This is a genomic window from Peribacillus sp. GL_122, from assembly GCF_057835005.1.
The window spans coordinates 992,298-1,011,032 of record NZ_CM174415.1 but is presented as its reverse complement, the minus strand read 5'-3'; the positions used below and the strand labels follow the sequence as shown (position 1 = coordinate 1,011,032).

Annotated in this window: 18 protein-coding genes and 1 pseudogene; 11 read left to right on the top strand and 8 right to left on the bottom strand. The window is 37.5% G+C overall.

Features of this window, described 5'->3' with window-relative positions:
* Positions 1-90: 90 nt before the first annotated feature.
* Together AC3ISB_RS04835 and AC3ISB_RS04830 are read right to left on the bottom strand one after the other, a co-directional pair.
* The gene (locus AC3ISB_RS04835; protein ID WP_339201428.1) at positions 91-531 is read right to left on the bottom strand and encodes an SRPBCC family protein; all 441 of its coding nucleotides are present in this window, start codon (positions 529-531) and stop codon (positions 91-93) included.
* Positions 532-860: 329 nt separating this feature from the next.
* Positions 861-1,331 carry a DinB family protein gene (locus AC3ISB_RS04830; protein ID WP_141992983.1) on the bottom strand — a complete coding sequence of 157 codons (471 nt, stop codon included), beginning with the start codon at positions 1,329-1,331 and terminating at the stop codon, positions 861-863.
* 335 nt (positions 1,332-1,666) lie between these two features.
* On the opposite strand from AC3ISB_RS04830, the gene AC3ISB_RS04825 reads away from it, so the two are divergent.
* The 4 genes from AC3ISB_RS04825 (at position 1,667) to AC3ISB_RS04810 (ending at position 5,559) form a co-directional block, all read left to right on the top strand.
* On the top strand, positions 1,667-2,209 hold the full coding sequence (locus AC3ISB_RS04825) for a sigma-70 family RNA polymerase sigma factor (protein ID WP_141992984.1): 543 nt from the start codon (positions 1,667-1,669) through the stop codon (positions 2,207-2,209).
* Complete coding sequence (locus AC3ISB_RS04820) at positions 2,199-2,618, top strand: PadR family transcriptional regulator (protein WP_480340003.1); 420 nt, start codon at positions 2,199-2,201, stop codon at positions 2,616-2,618. Before AC3ISB_RS04825 ends, AC3ISB_RS04820 begins: the two co-directional genes overlap by 11 nt.
* Positions 2,615-3,895, top strand: coding sequence for an FtsW/RodA/SpoVE family cell cycle protein (locus AC3ISB_RS04815; RefSeq protein ID WP_480340004.1), 1,281 nt, complete (start codon positions 2,615-2,617; stop codon positions 3,893-3,895). Before AC3ISB_RS04820 ends, AC3ISB_RS04815 begins: the two co-directional genes overlap by 4 nt.
* Positions 3,896-5,049: 1,154 nt before the next feature.
* Positions 5,050-5,559, top strand: a complete 510-nt coding sequence (locus tag AC3ISB_RS04810; RefSeq protein ID WP_480340005.1) for a DoxX family protein — start codon at positions 5,050-5,052, stop codon at positions 5,557-5,559.
* Positions 5,560-6,241: 682 nt separating this feature from the next.
* Here the strand turns inward: AC3ISB_RS04810 and AC3ISB_RS04805 are convergent.
* The 4 genes and pseudogenes from AC3ISB_RS04805 to AC3ISB_RS04790 form a co-directional block, all read right to left on the bottom strand.
* Positions 6,242-7,099 carry an MBL fold metallo-hydrolase gene (locus tag AC3ISB_RS04805; protein ID WP_489275692.1) on the bottom strand — a complete coding sequence of 286 codons (858 nt, stop codon included), beginning with the start codon at positions 7,097-7,099 and terminating at the stop codon, positions 6,242-6,244.
* Positions 7,100-7,577: 478 nt separating this feature from the next.
* On the bottom strand, positions 7,578-7,910 hold the full coding sequence (locus AC3ISB_RS04800; RefSeq protein ID WP_286178607.1) for a DUF5661 family protein: 333 nt from the start codon (positions 7,908-7,910) through the stop codon (positions 7,578-7,580).
* Positions 7,911-7,928: 18 nt separating this feature from the next.
* A pseudogene (locus AC3ISB_RS04795) lies at positions 7,929-8,495 on the bottom strand (cupin domain-containing protein); the annotation flags it as partial.
* A gap of 208 nt (positions 8,496-8,703) precedes the next feature.
* Complete coding sequence (locus tag AC3ISB_RS04790; protein ID WP_489275690.1) at positions 8,704-9,921, bottom strand: MFS transporter; 1,218 nt, start codon at positions 9,919-9,921, stop codon at positions 8,704-8,706.
* Positions 9,922-10,121: 200 nt separating this feature from the next.
* Here AC3ISB_RS04790 and AC3ISB_RS04785 point away from each other — a divergent pair, with 200 nt between their 5' ends.
* Positions 10,122-11,003, top strand: a complete 882-nt coding sequence (locus AC3ISB_RS04785; RefSeq protein ID WP_141993026.1) for a LysR family transcriptional regulator — start codon at positions 10,122-10,124, stop codon at positions 11,001-11,003.
* Positions 11,004-11,126: 123 nt separating this feature from the next.
* Here AC3ISB_RS04785 and AC3ISB_RS04780 read toward each other — a convergent pair whose 3' ends face one another.
* The gene (locus AC3ISB_RS04780; RefSeq protein WP_098373329.1) at positions 11,127-11,489 is read right to left on the bottom strand and encodes a group I truncated hemoglobin; all 363 of its coding nucleotides are present in this window, start codon (positions 11,487-11,489) and stop codon (positions 11,127-11,129) included.
* A 461-nt stretch (positions 11,490-11,950) separates the two neighbouring features.
* Here AC3ISB_RS04780 and AC3ISB_RS04775 point away from each other — a divergent pair, with 461 nt between their 5' ends.
* The 4 genes from AC3ISB_RS04775 (at position 11,951) to chrA (ending at position 15,172) form a co-directional block, all read left to right on the top strand.
* Positions 11,951-12,163: a hypothetical protein gene (locus tag AC3ISB_RS04775; RefSeq protein ID WP_141992990.1), complete on the top strand. Its 213-nt coding sequence runs from the start codon at positions 11,951-11,953 to the stop codon at positions 12,161-12,163.
* A 716-nt stretch (positions 12,164-12,879) separates the two neighbouring features.
* A complete protein-coding gene (locus AC3ISB_RS04770) occupies positions 12,880-13,752 on the top strand; it encodes a DMT family transporter (RefSeq protein ID WP_489275687.1) in 873 nt (290 codons plus the stop codon).
* Positions 13,753-14,030: 278 nt separating this feature from the next.
* Complete coding sequence (gene chrB / locus AC3ISB_RS04765; RefSeq protein ID WP_489275685.1) at positions 14,031-14,618, top strand: chromate efflux transporter ChrB; 588 nt, start codon at positions 14,031-14,033, stop codon at positions 14,616-14,618.
* Positions 14,618-15,172 carry a chromate efflux transporter ChrA gene (chrA, locus tag AC3ISB_RS04760; RefSeq protein ID WP_098373333.1) on the top strand — a complete coding sequence of 185 codons (555 nt, stop codon included), beginning with the start codon at positions 14,618-14,620 and terminating at the stop codon, positions 15,170-15,172. Before chrB ends, chrA begins: the two co-directional genes overlap by 1 nt.
* 34 nt (positions 15,173-15,206) lie before the next feature.
* Here the strand turns inward: chrA and chrS are convergent, their stop codons facing one another.
* Positions 15,207-15,683 carry a chromate efflux transcriptional regulator ChrS gene (chrS, locus tag AC3ISB_RS04755; RefSeq protein WP_034315019.1) on the bottom strand — a complete coding sequence of 159 codons (477 nt, stop codon included), beginning with the start codon at positions 15,681-15,683 and terminating at the stop codon, positions 15,207-15,209.
* A gap of 998 nt (positions 15,684-16,681) precedes the next feature.
* On the opposite strand from chrS, the gene AC3ISB_RS04750 reads away from it, so the two are divergent.
* Positions 16,682-18,079: a HAMP domain-containing sensor histidine kinase gene (locus AC3ISB_RS04750; protein ID WP_489275684.1), complete on the top strand. Its 1,398-nt coding sequence runs from the start codon at positions 16,682-16,684 to the stop codon at positions 18,077-18,079.
* On the top strand, positions 18,057-18,734 hold the full coding sequence (locus AC3ISB_RS04745; protein WP_489275682.1) for a response regulator transcription factor: 678 nt from the start codon (positions 18,057-18,059) through the stop codon (positions 18,732-18,734). The genes AC3ISB_RS04750 and AC3ISB_RS04745 overlap by 23 nt, the downstream gene beginning before the upstream one ends.
* Position 18,735 lies beyond the last annotated feature (1 nt).

The window sequence follows — 18,735 nt, the reverse complement described above, 5'->3', positions numbered from 1 at the left end:
CGATATCATTATATTGGTCACTTCAGAATGTTACCATCTATACTTCAGAGAAGGTATCTCCAAAATGAATTGGCTTTCAATCTTTGAAAACTATGAGAATACTGCAATTTTACGTGCGATAGATTCCGTTAAACGAGATGCTACTTTTGGAACAGCCCATTTAATAATTGGTGTTAACACCGCACCAGATAATCCGCCTGCATGGATTTCCACCGTACAAGTCATTATTGTTTTACCATTAACATCTTCTGCAGTAAAGTGACCGCTTCCTGTAAAATTATCTGATAAACCTTTTAGTTCAAACTTAATATTTGAAGGTTCATTCCATTCGGTAATATCTACCTGCGCTTGTATTGTTTTTTTAATACCTTTCACACTACCTTCAAATGTCCAAATAGATTGCCTGTCATTTATGATTTCATGTTCTTTATAGGCTGGTACTGTCGTTGCCCATTTTTCGAGATCACTGACATAATCCCAAACTGCTTGTACATCTACTGGAACTACTACAGTATGCGTTCCCGTTGCCATTATGATCCCCACCTTCACTATGTATGTATTATAACTTTACATTTCTACAAAATAATTATTACATAAAAAGTAGAAACTTACATCACTAATTATACATAACTTTCCTTCTTCCAATCCCCCAATTATTTGTAGAATCAAAATTTTCCAATCCTCCACAATCCGACCCTTTAATGGAATAACAAGACTGACGTTTTTAAACGACTTTAATGTCACTTAACAGTATTCCTTATGGAACTATCCTGCCCCGATAGTTGCATAAGAAAAAGCTGCCTTAAGACAGCTCCGATCTTCAGCTAACGCACCCGTTAGTTCTATAAATTTAACAGACATTATACTTTGCTCTGCCGATACGCTTCCCTCACCCTCTCAATCTGGGCAAGGTGTCCTCGAACATGCTCAACACGGAATTCCAGCAATTGCTTAAATGTGCACCGCTCTGCATCGTCATATACCCCCACCCGCTCGCTTTGTTCATTTGTCAGATGGTCCAGAATGGGCTGCATACTGGAACGCAGCAATTGGAACAGGAGCAAATACTGTTCACGGTCCAACAGATCATACCCCAAGCCATTCGCCCATGCGTCTTGGTCAAACGAAAGCAGAAGTGGCTCCTGCTCCGCCAAGACTTTTTTCAGCCGATGTGTAGACAAGACCTCAGCATCCGTCACATGGATGAGAATGTGATGGATGCTCCACTTGTCCGGTGCGGGCTTGAAACGAAGCTCCTCCTCCGCTAATCCTTCGATAGCTTTCCGAATCATTGCGTATCCACGACCATACTCTTCAATCAACGCTTCCATTTTTGTCCCACCTTTTCCCAAAACCTTCTTCAATTTATATTCTTGTTTTATCATAATAATCCTTTAATATCTTTTTCTTATTCAACTAATCTGCCCCTATAGTTCTATAAGAAAAAAATTCTAGTATTTATTTCGGTTTATCATGTTTATAACCGGTTAAACTTTTCTGATTGGATGTTGTCAGGCAAGGATTTTCTACTATTGCTGTACTGATTCTTAAAATGTTTTCTATATTTTTAGCTGTACTTCATAGTAACAAAGGTTTAATTTTAAAAAACAGAAAACCTTCTTATAAGTACAATCGTCTATAACTAGGGAAGGAAGTGTGAACTGTTTTGGAGGAGTTTGTGTTGAAATGGTCTCAAATGAAAGATGACAAATCCTTACTGGATGAAATCATGTCCCTTTATGGCCAGGATATTCTGCAATTGGTCTATTCCTATGTAAAAGATGCAGTTGTGGCAGAGGACCTGACACAGGAGATTTTCATCAAATGCTATAAGGCGCTACCCACGTATAACCAACAATCAAATATAAGGACGTGGCTTTGGAGAATTGCTATTAACCATTGTAAGGATTATAGGAAAAGCTGGTACTTCCGCAAAGTTTCGACTGCGGAAGAAGAGCAGGAATGGACTTCTACCGATAATGTGGAAGAAGAGATCATTCAGCAGGATGAAGACAGGCAGCTTGCTGATGCAGTCATGGAACTGCCAATCCAGTATCGCGAGCTCATTTATCTCCATTATTTTCAGGAAATGAAGCTCAAGGAGATTTCTGAAATTACCGGGGTCAAACTTGGAACGGTGAAGACCCGGATGCGCCAAGCGAAAAGACGGTTAAAAACCTATTGGGAGGAATCCACCGATGGAAGATAAATTAACACGCTTGAAATCGGCTATGAAAAAGCATACATTTCTTGATTTGAAATTCACTGAAAACCATAGAAACTCCATCCATACTGCTATCGAAAAGCAGGATGTAAGTAGGGAAGACATCTTGATTGGTATTTTCAGATCATTGGATAAGGAGAAAAATGGTTATCAAATTAACGAATCTCTTTACCAGAAAGGCATCCGGAAATTTGAAAATAACGAAGGCTCCTTGTATGCTACGTTGCATGAGCTTGAGAAGGAAGGCTGGCTCCAGTCTTTTTGGGAAACTGAAGAAAGGAAGCTCTATTCCTTGGATGAACGTGCGAAAAAGTGGCTAAAGAAAAAGGAATCTAAAAGTGGTTCCGCCTCTGCTAGTTGGCGGACAGCGTTTGAAGGAGGAAGAACCGATTGAGAAGCAATCATTTTTTAGATGAGGTTTCGTCGTATATCCGATCAAAAGAAGCAAAAAAATATATAGAAGCTGAATTAAAAGCCCATCTGCATCAAGCTAAAACTGAACTGGTCAAAAAAGGATATAAAGAGGATGAAGCAGAGGAACTGGCTGTCCGGAATATGGGAAGCCCCTCTGACATTGGGCAGAAGATGGACAAGCTGCACAGGCCGAAGATTGATTGGAAGCTAATGAGCATGTTTCTGTTCATGTCAGCTACGGGCCTGTTTTTGTTTTGGTTCTTATTTAAGGATGGTAATTCATTTTCAGTGCTGAAGCAGGTATCCTCTGTCACAGGAAGTGTAATTTTGGCCTGTGTCATTCTTTTTTTCGATTATCGGAAATTTCAGAGATGGGGCTGGGTTTTCTTTACGATAGGATGTCTGATTCTTTTTCAGTTCCAATTTTCTAATGTATTAGTGAACGGCCGTCCTCGAATTAATATTATGGGTTTATTGTCGGTCGATTCTAATGTGGTTCTGCCAATTTTTCTGCTTGCCTGGGCCGGAATGCTGCAATCAAAAAAGATGAATGTTTATTTGGCTGCCATTTTATACGTTTGTTCTGCCTTTTTGTTTATGTTTACAACCAACTTGCAGGCGGCGGTGCTTTATTCATTGATGGTTGCTGTAATGGTCTGGAGGAGCAGCCTAAATAAGAGGAAAATCCTTATCACTGCAGCGGTCCTGCTTACTACATGTGTTTCACTTCTGCTTATAGAGTTAGAGTTGAAAGTTATAAGGGCCTATCAATTTGAAAGGCTTTTTGGGTTCATTACGCCTGAAAAATTCAGTGAGACATCGGGGTATATATATTTGAAACTGGAAAAGCTAATTGAGGATGCCGGATGGTTTGGCCATTTTGGTTCCCTCGGGGAGATTGATTTTTCAAATGAAATGATGACGGATTTTATCTTTGTAACGATTACCTATACGCTTGGCTGGGCCGGGGCCTTGCTCATTGGTCTGCTGTTTTTATGGATGATCTGGCGAATTTCCCGTATATTCCAAACTGTGAAAGACCCATTTGGGAAAATGCTTGTTTCCGGCAGTTTTGCCATATTCACTGCACAGGTAACTATCAGCATCGGAATGTCTCTCGGCTTCTTACCAATAATAAGCGTATCCCTGCCATTTATGAGTTATGGTGCTTTATCAGCGATGATTAACGCCAGCTTGTTTGGTCTGGTTTTAAGTGTGTATCACAAAAAGGATATTATACTGATGAAGAAAATATGAGGTACTGTAGCTCATATTCTCTTTTCTGAAGAACCAGGAATGGGTAAAGGCATGAAGCTTTGAAGGATGCATTGAATCATGAGGATAATTATCAGGTGGAAAGTCCCCTAAAAGTTGAATATATAGGAACTGAAAAATGATCAGTAAGTCGATTTATCAAAATATAGAACTAATTAAGATCTATGTGTATTTTTGGAATCAAGCTTGATTAAAATTTTCACCTGCCCCCCATATTCCAGCGTAAATAAAAAGAATCCATTTTGAAATAAGATTGATTAAAATGGATTCTTTTCTTGTCGAGCAAGGTAACCCTTTATAACCTCTTCACCCGATATTTACGTTGTTCCATGGATTATATCACCCATCCCGCCTCGTTTACGAAGTGCGAATAATAAGAGAGCTATTAAACTAATTAAAAGAAATGAAAACGGAATTAGTACAGTCCATAAAGGCTGTTGATCAATACTGAATGGAAAAATCGTGCTTAATGGTGAAAAATTTGGTACACCTAGCACACCCGATACAAAGTTAAAAACATGGTAAAAAACGAATGGAACGGATAAAGCAATAAAATTGGATTTTATGAGGAGCATTAGTAGATATGCAATAGTGGAATATACTATTGCGTTAATGGAAACCCACTGAACAGTTAAGACTTCCTTTGTAACCTGATCATTAAAGCTTACTTAGATTGTTATTTTTGAATTTTAATTTCCAAACCTCTTCTTCGAGATTAACAATTCTTTGTTGTAGCTCTTTCTTCGGTTCAAATATCCTTCGACCTAATATAAAAATGAAACCGGTAATAGCAATAATTACCCTAGCAAAAGCAATTATTAATATAAATAGAATATCTCCCATCTATCATCTAATTTCATATTGAAAGTAGACTCTTAATGAAGGTAATAAAGTTTATTTTACCATAAAAAACCATATTCGTTCTTCAACTATCCTGCCCCTCTAGTTCCATAAGTAAAGAGCTGCCTTAAAGACAGCTCCGATCTTCTATGTATCCTTAGTGTGGTCTATATTACCTCAAATTGTATTAAAAGGGGATTATTTATATAATATTTACATAATCGATAATGAAAATCGTTTTCAATTATGTTATTATATCTCCTAGTCATTATTTTTTATTTATAGGGAGGAAAAGTATGTTTATTGATCTTTTAAAGCTTAACAAAAATGTCTCCATTCTTTTGGCTGTTTTGCGTGTGTATCTCGGATATACGTGGGTTATGGCTGGCTGGGGGAAATTAACAGGCGGACAATTTGATGCTTCTGGTTTCTTACAGGGTGCGTTGGCAAATTCAACTGGAGAGCATCCGGCTGTTCAGGGATGGTGGGTTGCATTCCTTGAAAATGTAGCCATTCCTAATGTAGAGATATTCAATACGTTAGTACCTTGGGGAGAATTCCTCGTCGGGATAGGATTATTGCTGGGTTGTTTCACTAAAACAGCTGTCTTTTTTGGTCTAGTTATGAACTTCTCTTATCTGTTTAGTGGCACGACAAGTACCAATCCACAACTTGTTCTATTATCTATGTTTATCCTTGTTTCTGCTATGAATGCAGGAAGGTATGGGGTAGATGGCATGATTATACCTACTCTTAAAGAAAAACTATTTACTAACAGAACAATAGAGGAAAAAAAGGTAGCTTAACAAAGAGTAGAGTATTAAAAAAGAGGTCGGGATAAGTATCCCGACCTCTTTTTTTGCGATAATTGTGATTATTTAAAGTATTTCTTCACCCCACATTAATTTTTTTAATGCAACGTCTGCTACTGCTCCAAATTTCCCTCACCTTTTTTTGGAAGTATTACCTGATAATTAAAAGGTTTTTGGGAGTAGAAAATCCGATTATCTTTGCTTCTTATCTATACCCAATAATTGCAACTAAAATCGCTAGAAAGATACCTATAAACGCAGTAACCATGCCCTCTGTTTTGTCTCTTGCATAAAACAAATATATGTATTAAAACAGAAAAAAATTATTAAAATTAATAACTTTGTAACTAAGTTAATTTTATTTATTGATCTCACAGTAAACCACATTCCTTAATGGTGAATTAACGATATCAAAATTAAACTCAAGATCAGTAAAGTAATTTAAACCTTTAAGAAAATAATAACAATGATGAGTAATTATTCATAAGGGTAAAATAATCCAAAGTATTTAAGTTATATAAAACTAAGCTAACTTTAGTACCACTAAAAAAGAGCTATGATCATAGCTCCAAATTCATTTATGTCTTCAACTAACGCACCTGATAGTTCTATAAGAAAGGCATCGTCTCCAATTTTATAAAATGCCCACCGTTAACAAATAGGAATTCTTATAAAACTAATTATTTATTTCGAACCCGTTCACAAAGTATCCAATCGTTTCAAGCTCTTCTTCATTTAGCTCTCTGTTTAGCTTGAGTTGATAAGATTTCTTTATATCTTCAAAGCGTCCCTTATATTGATCTGTCAATGTGGCTACAGTCCTTAATAGTATTGCTTCTTTCTGATATTCTTCCTTCGATATTGGCTTCCAATGGGATAGGACATAGATTTCAGCATCAAATTGATCGATTGTGTCTAATAATTGAATCGTACTTTTAGTCGTATAATTCCTTTTGTTTGAATAGATATCTGCATAAATAGAGTCGCCAAGGAATAGTATTTTTTCTTCTTTGATATAGACAATGATAGAGTCTGGGGAATGATTGCCACCTACATGCTGCAAAAGACAAGATACTCCTCCTAGATCAAGCTCCACTCTCTGTTCAAAGGATAAATCTGGTAATGAAATGATAATATTTCTTTCACTTCCAAATTCTTTTTTGATTGCATTGGCACAAAATTCAATTTCCAATCCCGATTTCACTCGTTCTTCTAAAGCAGAATCTGTCCATTCGTACGAAACAAGGTTCTTAATTTTAGCTTTCGTTTGAATAGAAGCAACTGACAGCATATTCAAAGCAGACAAACCAAAAATATGATCCCAGTGCCAATGTGTAAGCACAACGATGCTTGGAAGTGGAATACCTTGTTCTTTAAGCTCTTTAAGAAAACAATTAGCATGTGCTTCTGAATTTCCTGCATCAATCATTAACGATCTGTTTTCTCCAACCACTACTCCTAGAATAGGTCTATCCGTTTCTGAAACAGGTGTTTGATACCAACATCGATTGCTGATTTTTTCCAAAGTTTGCATATACTTTCCCCCTAAAGATACTATACTTCAGTAATTCCTTAAGTATCTTAATAAACCCTTTGTCGTTTTTTTAAAAGTATTTGATTATATTTCGTGAGTTACTGCGAATGATAACAAACGTACCCAACTCTTTTATGAAAGATGGGAGCTACTGGAGAGTGGCCCAATTATTCAATACAATGAAGAAAATGATTTCCCCCATTCGAAAAAAGCTACAGTACAACTTATTACGATTTTCAACAATTGCGCACTTTTTACCGCACAGTGGACTGCTCGTTTTGGCAACCCTTCGAGGACGGTGGCTTCATAACCGAGCTGAAGTTTTCTATAACTAATTTTAAAAAACCTTAATAAAGGAGAGTACATATTAGCCATGTATACTATGTACTCTCCTTTTTCTTTTAGTGACCTAACGCACCCATTAGTTTAAGAAAAACATTTCACAAACTCGCTTGAAAATATGAGTTGTTCTTATCATTTAACCCATGTTCCAATAGGCTTTTGCTTCTTCCTCAAGCACCTTTAGTCTTTTGTAGTAATCAGGGAACTCGTGAAGATGAGCTAGGGCAATTTTCCCCGTTATAATAGGATCATCACCAGTTACATTTGTTTGGCTGGATATTTTTCCATGTTCAAGCTCGGTATTTACTCCCATCCAAAACTCATCTAAATCAAACTTGCTTTTATTAAAATCAATGCCTAGAAGTAAAGCTATCGCTGCTGCTTCCTCCTTAGAAAAGCTTGTTTTTACGATGTTAAAATTATTTGTTTGAATCCTATTTAGATACTTTGTTGGATGAGAATAGTGCATATCACAGTCAGAACGGTGTTCTGCAGCCAAAGCGTCTGCTTTAGTTACATGTACCGTGCCAAATGGATGTTGTGGAGGTGCGTATATAGAATAAATTTTCAACGGGATATTACCTGTATTGGTTACATTATGCCATGTTCCAGCAGGTATCATAATGGCAAAATCATCATCAACATTTCGTACAAAGTTTAAATTATCTTTTCTCTTGCCCATTTGAACAATCCCTTTACGTTGTTCAATGCGTAAAAATTGGTCAACGTTAGGGTGAATTTCTAAACCGATATCTTCCCCAGCTTTAAGACTCATCAATGTAACTTGAAAATGATTTCCTGTCCATAATGCGGTACGGTAGTTATTGTTTTGTTTTGTAGCTTCATTAATATTGATTACAAATGGTTTCTGTCCATAATCTTTTAGTCCGATTTCATTCCTTCCAATTGATGATTGAAAAAAATCCAATCGGTTAGCAACATCATGTGTAGTCCAGCATTTGTGCTGTATCATATTGTTAATTATTGGTACATTAAAATAATAAGGATTTTGATATTGATATTGGTGGGGATACGAAAAAGGAGCATCATACATTTTTCTCAACGCCTTCAAAGATTTTTTTAATTATCCTATTCACTATGTTAAGGAAATGTACTAATACTCAGGGTTACCCAATTAAAGGAAAATGATTAGCCGTTAACATTTGCTCAATCTAATGGAACAATTCAAATAAGGAAATTCCTTCTGCAACTATCCTGCCCCGATAGTTTAAGTGTTTTTCTTCACAATCTAATACCTATTATTAATCAAATTCGACTACCTTAGTAACTTTCTTCGAATTCAGTACAATTTTTGAAACGCACGCCCAAAGCATAAAACCAATCATGAGGAAGCCAACATTCATGCTGATTACTCCCCCCCATCCGTATGTGGACCAAAACACCCCTCCTAGTGTTCCTCCTACACTTGAGCCAGTATAGTAAAGAAATAAATATAATGAGGAGGCTTGTGCTTTGTTTTGTAATGCACGTTGACCGACCCAGCTGCTTGCAATCGAATGACCTCCAAAGAATCCAAAAGTAAACAATCCAAGTCCAAGTATTTTAATAAATAAATGAGTATCCAAAGTCAAACAGACACCGGTCAATGTAATTAATAAGCTAATGAATAATATTTTTTGCTTACCGTGACGATCCACCAATTTCCCAGTCCAGACAGAGCTAAACATTCCAATTATCATAATTAAGAATATCCAACTTACAAATGTTTGACTTAATGAGTAAGGCCTTTCAAGTAATGCATAAGCAATATAATTGAACAACGCAACATTACTGCCTAAAAGTAAAAATCCCATAACAAATAGACAAATCAAAACGGGATCTTTCAGATGGTCAATTAATGATTTACCTAACTTTCCAATTTTTAATTGACGAGCTTTGAAATTCCGCGAAGGTGGTAGGCATTTCCAAAAAATCAGGGTGGCAGCTAAACTTGTGATACCAATTCCCCCTATTGCTATGTGCCAGCCAAAGTAGTCACTCAACATACCTGAGAAAACTCTGCCAAAAACAGCACCAATTGAATTGCCACATATATATAGACCCATTGCTGTGCCTAGACTCTTGGATTCTATTTCTTCCCCAAGATAAGCCATTGCTATAGAGGGCAGACCCGCCAATGAAATTCCTTCAATAGTTCGAAACACCAACAGAAAATGAAAATTAGGACTGAATGCTGTGAGAATGCAAAACACAGAAGCAGCGAGCATTGAACTGACCATGATAGGCTTGCGTCCCCATACTTCTGACAAAGAACCAAATATTAGCATGCTGATGGCAAGAACCATTGTTGTTATTGAGAGAGATAGACTTGCTGTAGTTGGGTTTATACTGAATTCTTTTGAGAATTCTGGCATTAAAGGCTGTACGCAATAAAGAATTGCAAATGTATTGAAACCAGCTGCAAAGAAAGCAAAGCTGGTTTTGCGAAAGAGCGGCGTACCTTGTTGTATGTAACTCATAATACATTTACCCAATTCATGTGGTTTCCCACTTGTTGCATAAAAAATCATCCCTTTAAAAAATTATTTTTTTGAGAATAATCCTGATGTTTTTCTGATTTTTATAGTACCACCGATTTTTTATGATGTATAATTCATTATATTAATGTTTTTAATGCATATATGTAATGAAAAAATCAGATGGAAATAGGTGTTATAGAATGGAATGGCAACAGTTCGAATATTTTCAAACACTGGCACGAATGCAACACGTGACCCATGCTGCAGAAGCCCTATCAATTTCCCAGCCTGCCCTTAGCCGTTCGATTGCCCGATTTGAGGATGAAATAGGTGTGCCTTTATTTGAACGTCAGGGACGTTCGATTAGATTAAATAAATATGGTCATATCTTTTTAAAGCATGTGGATAATATGATGAAGGAATTCCATGAAGGTAAGCAAGAAATAAAAGATTTACTTGATCCAGAGCAGGGAGAAGTGTCGCTAGGGTTTCTGCACACTTTAAGTACAAGTCATATACCTGATTTACTCGCTTCCTTTCGTGCCTGCCATCCTAAAATCAATTTTCGTCTCGGACAAGGTCCCTCCCATAACCTTATTGATCAGATGCAATCAGGAGAATTCGATCTTTGTCTAATTGCTTCAATGGAGATTAAATCACCAATTGTATGGAGACAGCTTTGGAAAGAAGAACTTTTTGTTATTGTCCCTAAAGCCCACAAATACTCTAATCGTAAAAATATTACGTTAGAAGAAATTTCAGATGAAGCTTTTATCTCTTTAAAAGAAGGTTTTTCCCTTCGTATCACCATCGAGCAAGCTTTTAAGGAAGCGGGAATTACACCTAAGATTACATTTGAAGGAGAGGAAGCAGACACCGTTGCAGGGCTTGTCGCTGCTGGACTGGGAATTTCAATTCTGCCGAACTTAAAGGGGACAGACCAAAGTAAAATAACAAAAATACCTATCAAAAGTCCGCATTGCCAACGGACAATTGGAATTGCTTGGGTAGAGGGAAGATATTTATCACCTGCAACTCAAAAATTCAAACAATTTATTTTGGACCATTCCTATGAAGAGTAGGAGTGGTCATTCTTTTGAGCTAAATTTTATTTAATAATCCCCCTATGGAACTCCCTTTACTTCCATAAGAAAAGGAGCTGCTAGTCAGCTCCTGAAGCAAAGTACCTTTTAGCTAAATATCGGTTATTTATACAAGATATCATCTCTTAATGAAGCAACTTTAGTTAAAGCTGTATCTATGTCGGCTTCATTCACTCCAAAGTGAGCAAGTGCATCGTTTAGATGTTTTACAATGGCATCAAAATGGGCTGGTTGCAGATTCAATCCTTGGTGAGCTTTTGCCATGGATTGTCCAGAGTATTGTTTTGGACCACCTAATGCAAAACTAATAAATTTTGTCTGATGACGGCGTTGTTTTTCCATATCCGTCTTTTCAAAAAAATGATTAACTGTATCATCCTTAAGAACCAACTCGGAGTAAAAATAGTCCACAACTTTTGCTATCGCTTCTTCTCCGCCAACTTTTTCATAAAGTGTTTGTTCCATATATACACTCCTATTTTGTAGTTAATAGAAGTATTTTCTGTAGATTATTTCGTTTTTATTCCTTATCTTTCATCAAATCCCTTTAATTGAAAAATAAGCCATCCGGCACCTTATGATCTTATGCAGCTATCCTTTCCCTTTAACTCCATAAGTGTGCTGCCAAAGCAAACTCCCTTAATGAAGCAAAGAACCCGTAGTTCATTAGCCCTTTGGGTATCCTGCTGTTTGAAAACAAACTCGAAAAATAAGGAGAAGTCATCATCCATTAGAGGTTATTAATTTCTACAAAAAACTAATTGTGGACTAACACTATAGTCGCTTCTCTTTCCTTTTCCTACTCAAAGAATCATAACTTGAACAGTAGATATTAATCTTAAAATAAAAAAGTTACCAGATTGGCCAAAAAATAAGTATAAGAATGTAATAGATTGGATAAACTAATAAAAAAGGAGTGGGAGATTATGGAGACTAAAATTAAAGAAGGAACAAAAGAAATGTGGCGCGAAATTAATGAATGTATAACTCAGAAAATTAATGAAAAACATGATTTATCTTTTCAAAAGAAAAGTAATGATAATTATATGAATCTATATATTCAAACAGCAGTATTACACACCTTATTTGAGCTTTCGGATGAGTTCAGGAAAATCGAAAGAAAATATAACCGCTTGTGATGCTTCTGGAAAGGTCATGCACTAAAAAATTCAACTTAATGGTGGATTAGGATTAAACTCTTTAAGGGAGCCTTTTAATCCTAATCCACGTTTTTTCTTTCCAGCTTTATTACTTCATCATTACGACAATTTGACTAACATCATTACTGTACCATTTGTTTCCCTTCCCTATAAATCCCTCTTTTCATTCCAACTAGAATCCATTTTTCAATCTTACATTTAAAAAAAAGCAAAGATTATTCGTCAATCGAGACAGTATACTAAAGCTTAAAACACCTAACAAAACCCCACCATTTCCTATTAACAACTGGTGGGGTTTCTAGTTGTGGTTTCTACATCTACGTTAACCGGTCCCTCTTTTGCAATCACGCCGGATAAATTGGCTTCAATGTGTAAAGTAGTTTTTTAATGGGAGATTTTCAAGGGAGTTGTTTTTCTAATGGTACGCTGTGTCTAAAACTATTTTTTGTTCTTTTATAAATAACTAAAATCCTTTATATTTAATATAACTTACTGATTTTTGAATCGAATGAAGCTCGGTATAGCTTTATAATTAACTAAAATTATTGAAAGAATATTTTTGAAAGAGAGCTGAAAGCTGATGTTGTGGTCACCGCTATTCGAAAATGATGTACCTGCAGTTATTCTTCCTTAACGGTAGAAAATTGCATCTCCGTTAAGGACTGGGAATATTTAGTTAAAACGGAGGGTACAAAATGAAAAACACTATATTAGGTTCTTTATATTTATCACTCGCTGCTAGCATTTGGGGCGGGATGTATGTTGTGGTAAAAGTTGTGGTAGAGGTTGTTCCACCACTTGAATTAGTATTATTACGATATGTAATTGCGATTTTAGCATTGCTGACAATTGGTTTTATAACAAAACAATCTTGGCGGATTGAAAAACGAGACTGGCTTTTGGTTTTCATTATAGGACTTGTTGGAAACACAATTTCTATTGTAACCCAGGAAGTCGGTACGCTACTATCCACTGCACAAATGGGAGCCATCATTACTTCGACAACACCTGCATTTATGGTGATATTTGCACGTATCGTTTTAAAAGAAAAGATTACTTTTAAAAAATCAATTTCTGTTATTTTAGCGACGATCGGTGTCGGTATCATTGTCGGAAATGCCCATATTGGCTCATCTTACCAACTTGGGGGCGTATCACTGCTTATTGCTGCATTAACTTGGGCACTTATGTCTGTTCTAATTAAACGAATACCTGGGCAATATTCACAAATTGTTATAACGACATATGCAGTGCTTGTGGCAATTGTCTTTTTAACACCTGTTACGATTAGTCGATTAGATGAGCTTGATTTTCAAGCAATCATGCATCCATCCATATGGGGCGGCCTTTTATACTTGGGCGTTATTTCCACAGCATGTGCCTTTTTACTGTGGAATCGCGGACTGCAAATGCTAACCGCATCAAGTGGGGGATTATTTTTCTTTTTCCAACCTATAGTGGGTACTTTTTTAGGTTGGTTAATACTAGGTGAACAAATCGGCTTGTCTTTTTGGATAGGTACAATATTAATTTTTATTGGTGTGTTATTAGTCATTCGGGAAGAATAACCCATATTAAAAAGTTTGTTAGAGTTATATTTTAAAAAGTACCCTATAGAGCAGTCACTTTAAAAAGGTCTGCCTATAGGGTACTTTTTGTATTTTTACTTGTTTGTTTTTCTTAGGTAATCCAATTTTTATTTACTTCAACCTATTGCATTGAAATATACCTTTTATACATTCATTACGTAATTATTATCATGATTTTATGTACATTTCGAAAGCATTTTTGTTATCATTAATTCATAATCATGGAAAAGAATTCTAAAACCAAGGAGGAATCGTTCTTGAAAAATCCATATACGGAATTGACGATCGGGATGATGAGAACGGGGATTTTAGGTTTCGGCGGCGGGCCATCTGTCATCCCGCTCATCCGCCACGAAGCAGTTTCCCGTTATCACTGGCTCGACGATGATGAATTCGGGGACACTTTGGCGATTGCCAATACACTCCCAGGACCTATTGCCACTAAGATGGCAGCATATCTTGGTTATAAATTAAAAGGCTGGCCTGGAGCCATCGTCAGCGTGGCCGCTCACGTTTTACCTTCATGCATTGCGATGGTCTTCTTGATTGCATTCATTAATGTTTTAAGTAATTCGGCAATGATCAGTAATATGATCGCTGCTGTAATGCCGGTTGTTGCTGTCATGCTTGGTCAAATGGCTTATGAGTTTGGCGAAAAGACGGTAAAAGGGTTAGGAAAGGTGCTCGGTATCACCTTCTTTGCGATTTCCTTTTTGCTTCTGCAGGTCATTTCCCTGCATCCGGGTATCGTCATTATGATTTTCCTTTTATATGGTGCTTTCCATTATAAATTAAAGGAAAGATTGAAAAATAAAAAGATTAATAGGAAGGAGGAATCCACTTAATGGGTCTTATTATCCCAATAGGAGTTGCTGTTTTTCTAGCGTTTTTCATTGCCAATATTCTTGGTTATGGCGGAGGTCCAGCCTCGATTCCGCTTATGTATGATCAAATCGTCACTCGTTATGGCTGGCTTGATAATACCGAGTTCTCACAAATGCTTGCGTTAGGAAATTCACTCCCAGGACCGATCGCCACGAAAATAGCCGCATATGTCGGATATGATGTATATGGCTGGCCAGGGTTTCTAGCCGCATTGGCAGGCACGATCATCCCTTCAGCCGTGGCTTTGATATATTTATTAAAAATCCTACGAAAATACAAGCAATCGCCTATCGTAAAAGGCATGTCCCTGCTTGTACAGCCCGTGATTGCGATCATGATGTTATTGCTCACCTGGAATATGGCCGAGGATGCCGTCGGTTCCATCGGCTACATCCATTCAATCGTCATCGCTGGATTGGCCTTTTTGGCCCTAGGTAAATTCAAGATCCACCCGGCCTTCGTAATCATCCTTGCCTTTGCGTACGGCGGCTTTATCATCCCGCTCACATTATAATAAAAAATCCACCTATATAGGGGGATTTTTTCATTTAAAGCTTCATGCCCATCCGGCTTTTATAACGTTTAATGAGAATTTGGCAATCAACGCTGACAACACCGACGACCGCATACAGCTTCTCATTGAGAAAACGTTCCATCTCCTGGTTATCAGTAAAGATTCCGTGCATATGGAGTTTACTCGGACCGGTCATATGATATAAACTCGTTACAGCCGGTTCACTTTCTAATTGCTGTGCGACCGATTCCAGATATTTAGGCTCAACCTCAACGTTAAAGAATGCCGAAACATGGATGCCGACCTTAGCAGGATTTATGACCGCTGTGAACCTCTCGATCACACCGTTTTCAACAAGATGATTGATTCTCATCTGAACCGCAACCCTGGAGAGCTCCACTTTCTTCGCTAAGTCGGTATACGAAATTCGCGCATCTTCATGTAAAACCGAAATGATTTTCTTATCGATCTCATCAACTTTCAAGCTAGGAATCTTAAAGTCCTCTGCCATCCTACGTAACTCCTTTTCGATTTCTTTATTCCATTATCGCAGAGAACACCAGCGGATCACAACAATCTTCCTTTTCACTTTTTAACCTCCATTAAAAACGGCAGAAATTAAGCGATAGCCAAAATATATGGCCTGCCCATTTTCAATAATCCCCTCCAATTTGCCATGAACATCCATCATATATGTAGTTTTTCAAACTTAGGATACATCATTTCGTCTAGATGTATGGCTAAAAGCGAAGCCGTCAAACAGGTGAATTCCGATAGGAATCAGAGCGGGACAAATTGACGGCATCAGCGACACCCCTTAAGAGATAGTAAGGGAAACCATCATCCTCCTCCGTAATTAATGGGAGCAAATGAGTACCTGCCAGACTGCAGTCCCCCCTCCTCATTCGAAAAATTGAAAGGCGGGGGTTTTACAGACCGTTTAATGCAGGATGAAAGTTAATGAATAGATCCAATGGACACTTGCTCAATCCTTAGTTTGAAAAGTCTTTGCGATGTTTTTGTATTCCTCTTCATTGAGAATGCCCATTTTTTTGAATAATGCGGAATAAGCGATTATTTTTTTCTGCGTACGGTTTGTACAATTCATATGGTTCAGCTCCTTTCTTACATAGTATTCACTTACGACAAAATGTTTCCTTAATGCAAAATATTTCGAATGAACTAAATCAAAAAACTGCCCAATTTCCTGGCAGTTTCATATTGTTATAGGTGATTAAAATAAGACTAGTATATATAAATTCAAGTAATGAATAAGCATCTATTTTTTTAATAACAACGGGATGCACTCCGAACCATCTTGAAGGCAGTTTGTGTACGTTAATGAACGCGTAACCGCTCCCTCCAGCATTAAGCTAATGACCTCGCCAATTTATTGGCTTGTTCCCTTTGAAAACCGTATTATTGTTTAAGAAGATGCGAAGAAATTGAAAAAATGCATACTTTCTTCATATTTTTTCGCTAAACTGACTTTATTCTATAAGAAGGTGAATGCTCCTGAAAATCTCATTTAAGCTCGGACTATCTATATTTGTTTGCATTTTTTTGATAGAAACCGTTTCCATGGTTTACTTGCATAATAAAGTGATACATTCCCGTGTCAATCAGGAATTGGATTCACTGAAGGCCCGTGGCAATAGTCATCGTGATGTGTTGGAAATTACGTATTCCGGCTCAACCCTTCAGCATATCGGCCTGATGGAATCACATAACGATACAGATGTCGTGATTACGGATACAAGAGGAGATATTCTGATATCTTCCGAAAAGGTAAATGGGGGAATGGAAAAAATCTTAGCTAAAAACCTACCGCAGGTACCTCGAAAAGGTCTGATCATCCAATCGAGTTGGAAGGATGAAAGATATATAGCCACCGTTACGCCATTTATCAGCGATGAAGAAAACAAAGGCTATGTTTATATGTTCAAAGATACAAGAGATGTGGAGGATTTAATCGCACAATTGAATAGGCATTTCCTTCTTGCGACCGCTTTGCTCCTTTTCTTCATGCTTGTCATCATTTATTTTCTATCAAAGGCTTTAACTAGACCACTGATAGCGATGAAGGAAGCGACAACCAAGCTCAGCAAAGGGAATTTTTCAGTGGCTGTGCCAGTACGATCTCATGATGAACTCGGGGAGCTCGCCCAATCCATTCAAAGCTTGGCTGATGAATTGAACTATTTAAAGAAGGAACGGAATGAATTTTTGGCAAGTATCTCTCATGAACTGCGCACGCCGCTAACTTATATAAAGGGATATGCTGACGTTGCCCGACGGAAAGGTTTGGATGATTCCGAACGATCACGATATTTAGAGATCATCCATGATGAATCCGAACGATTAAACAGATTATTGGACGAACTATTCAATATGGCTAGAATGGATCTAAATACATTCACCATATCAAAAGAAACCGTCCAGCTCTCTTCATTCCTGCGAAACATTCACGAAAAAGTTTTACCGGCTTTTACAAATGAAAGAATTCAATTGAATCTGGAATGTAAGGATGATTTATTTATAGATATAGATCCCTCACGGTTTGAGCAAGTCATTCTTAACCTGCTGGATAATGCGCTGAAGTACTCGAACGAATATACAGTCACCACCATCAAAGCCACTGAATGCCTTGGCAGGATTTCCATCTCCATAATTGATCAAGGAGTTGGCATTCCCCCTGAAGATATCCCCCATATCTTTGATCGTTTATATCGTGTCGAGAAATCACGCGCCAGAGATACCGGTGGATTCGGATTGGGGCTCTCAATCGTCAAGCAATTAGTGGAGATACAAGGAGGAACCATTTCGGTTAAAAGCGACTTGAAGCAAGGAACGTGCTTCACTATCACATTTAAGGAGATAACAAATGAAGACAGTAGTTCTGGTTGATGATGAACAGAGAATGCTTGATCTATTAGATCTATACATTACACCTCACGGATATACATGCGTGAAGATTAAATCTGGACATGAAGCCATGCAGTTCTTAAGGCATAAACATGCGGACATAGTACTTCTTGATGTAATGATGCCTGAGATGGATGGGTGGAAAACGTGCGAAAGGATCCGTGCGTTTTCCAATATTCCCATAATCATGCTCACAGCCCGGGATGCTGCACAAGAAATGGTGAAAGGGTTGAAAAAGGGCGCAGACGATTATATTACGAAACCCTTTAATGAAGATGTTTTACTTGCCAGAATCGAAGCGGTCACGCGGCGAGTGCATATTCAGGATGATCATGTGATCTTTAGGGGGCTAAAATTAAATGAATCCGCTTATGAAGCACATTATCATACCAAAACAATCCCATTAACACCAAAAGAGTTCTCACTGTTGTGCTTGTTTTTAAAATCCCCAGATCAAGTGTATTCCAGAGACCACCTCCTTTCGACCATATGGGGATTTAAAACGGATACGGAAGATCGGACAATCGATTCCCATATTCGAAATATTAGAGAGAAATTGCGTCATGCCGGTTTTCCTGCAGATCAACATTTGAAAACGGTCTGGGGCATCGGTTATAAATGGAGTTCCGTGGATTGAT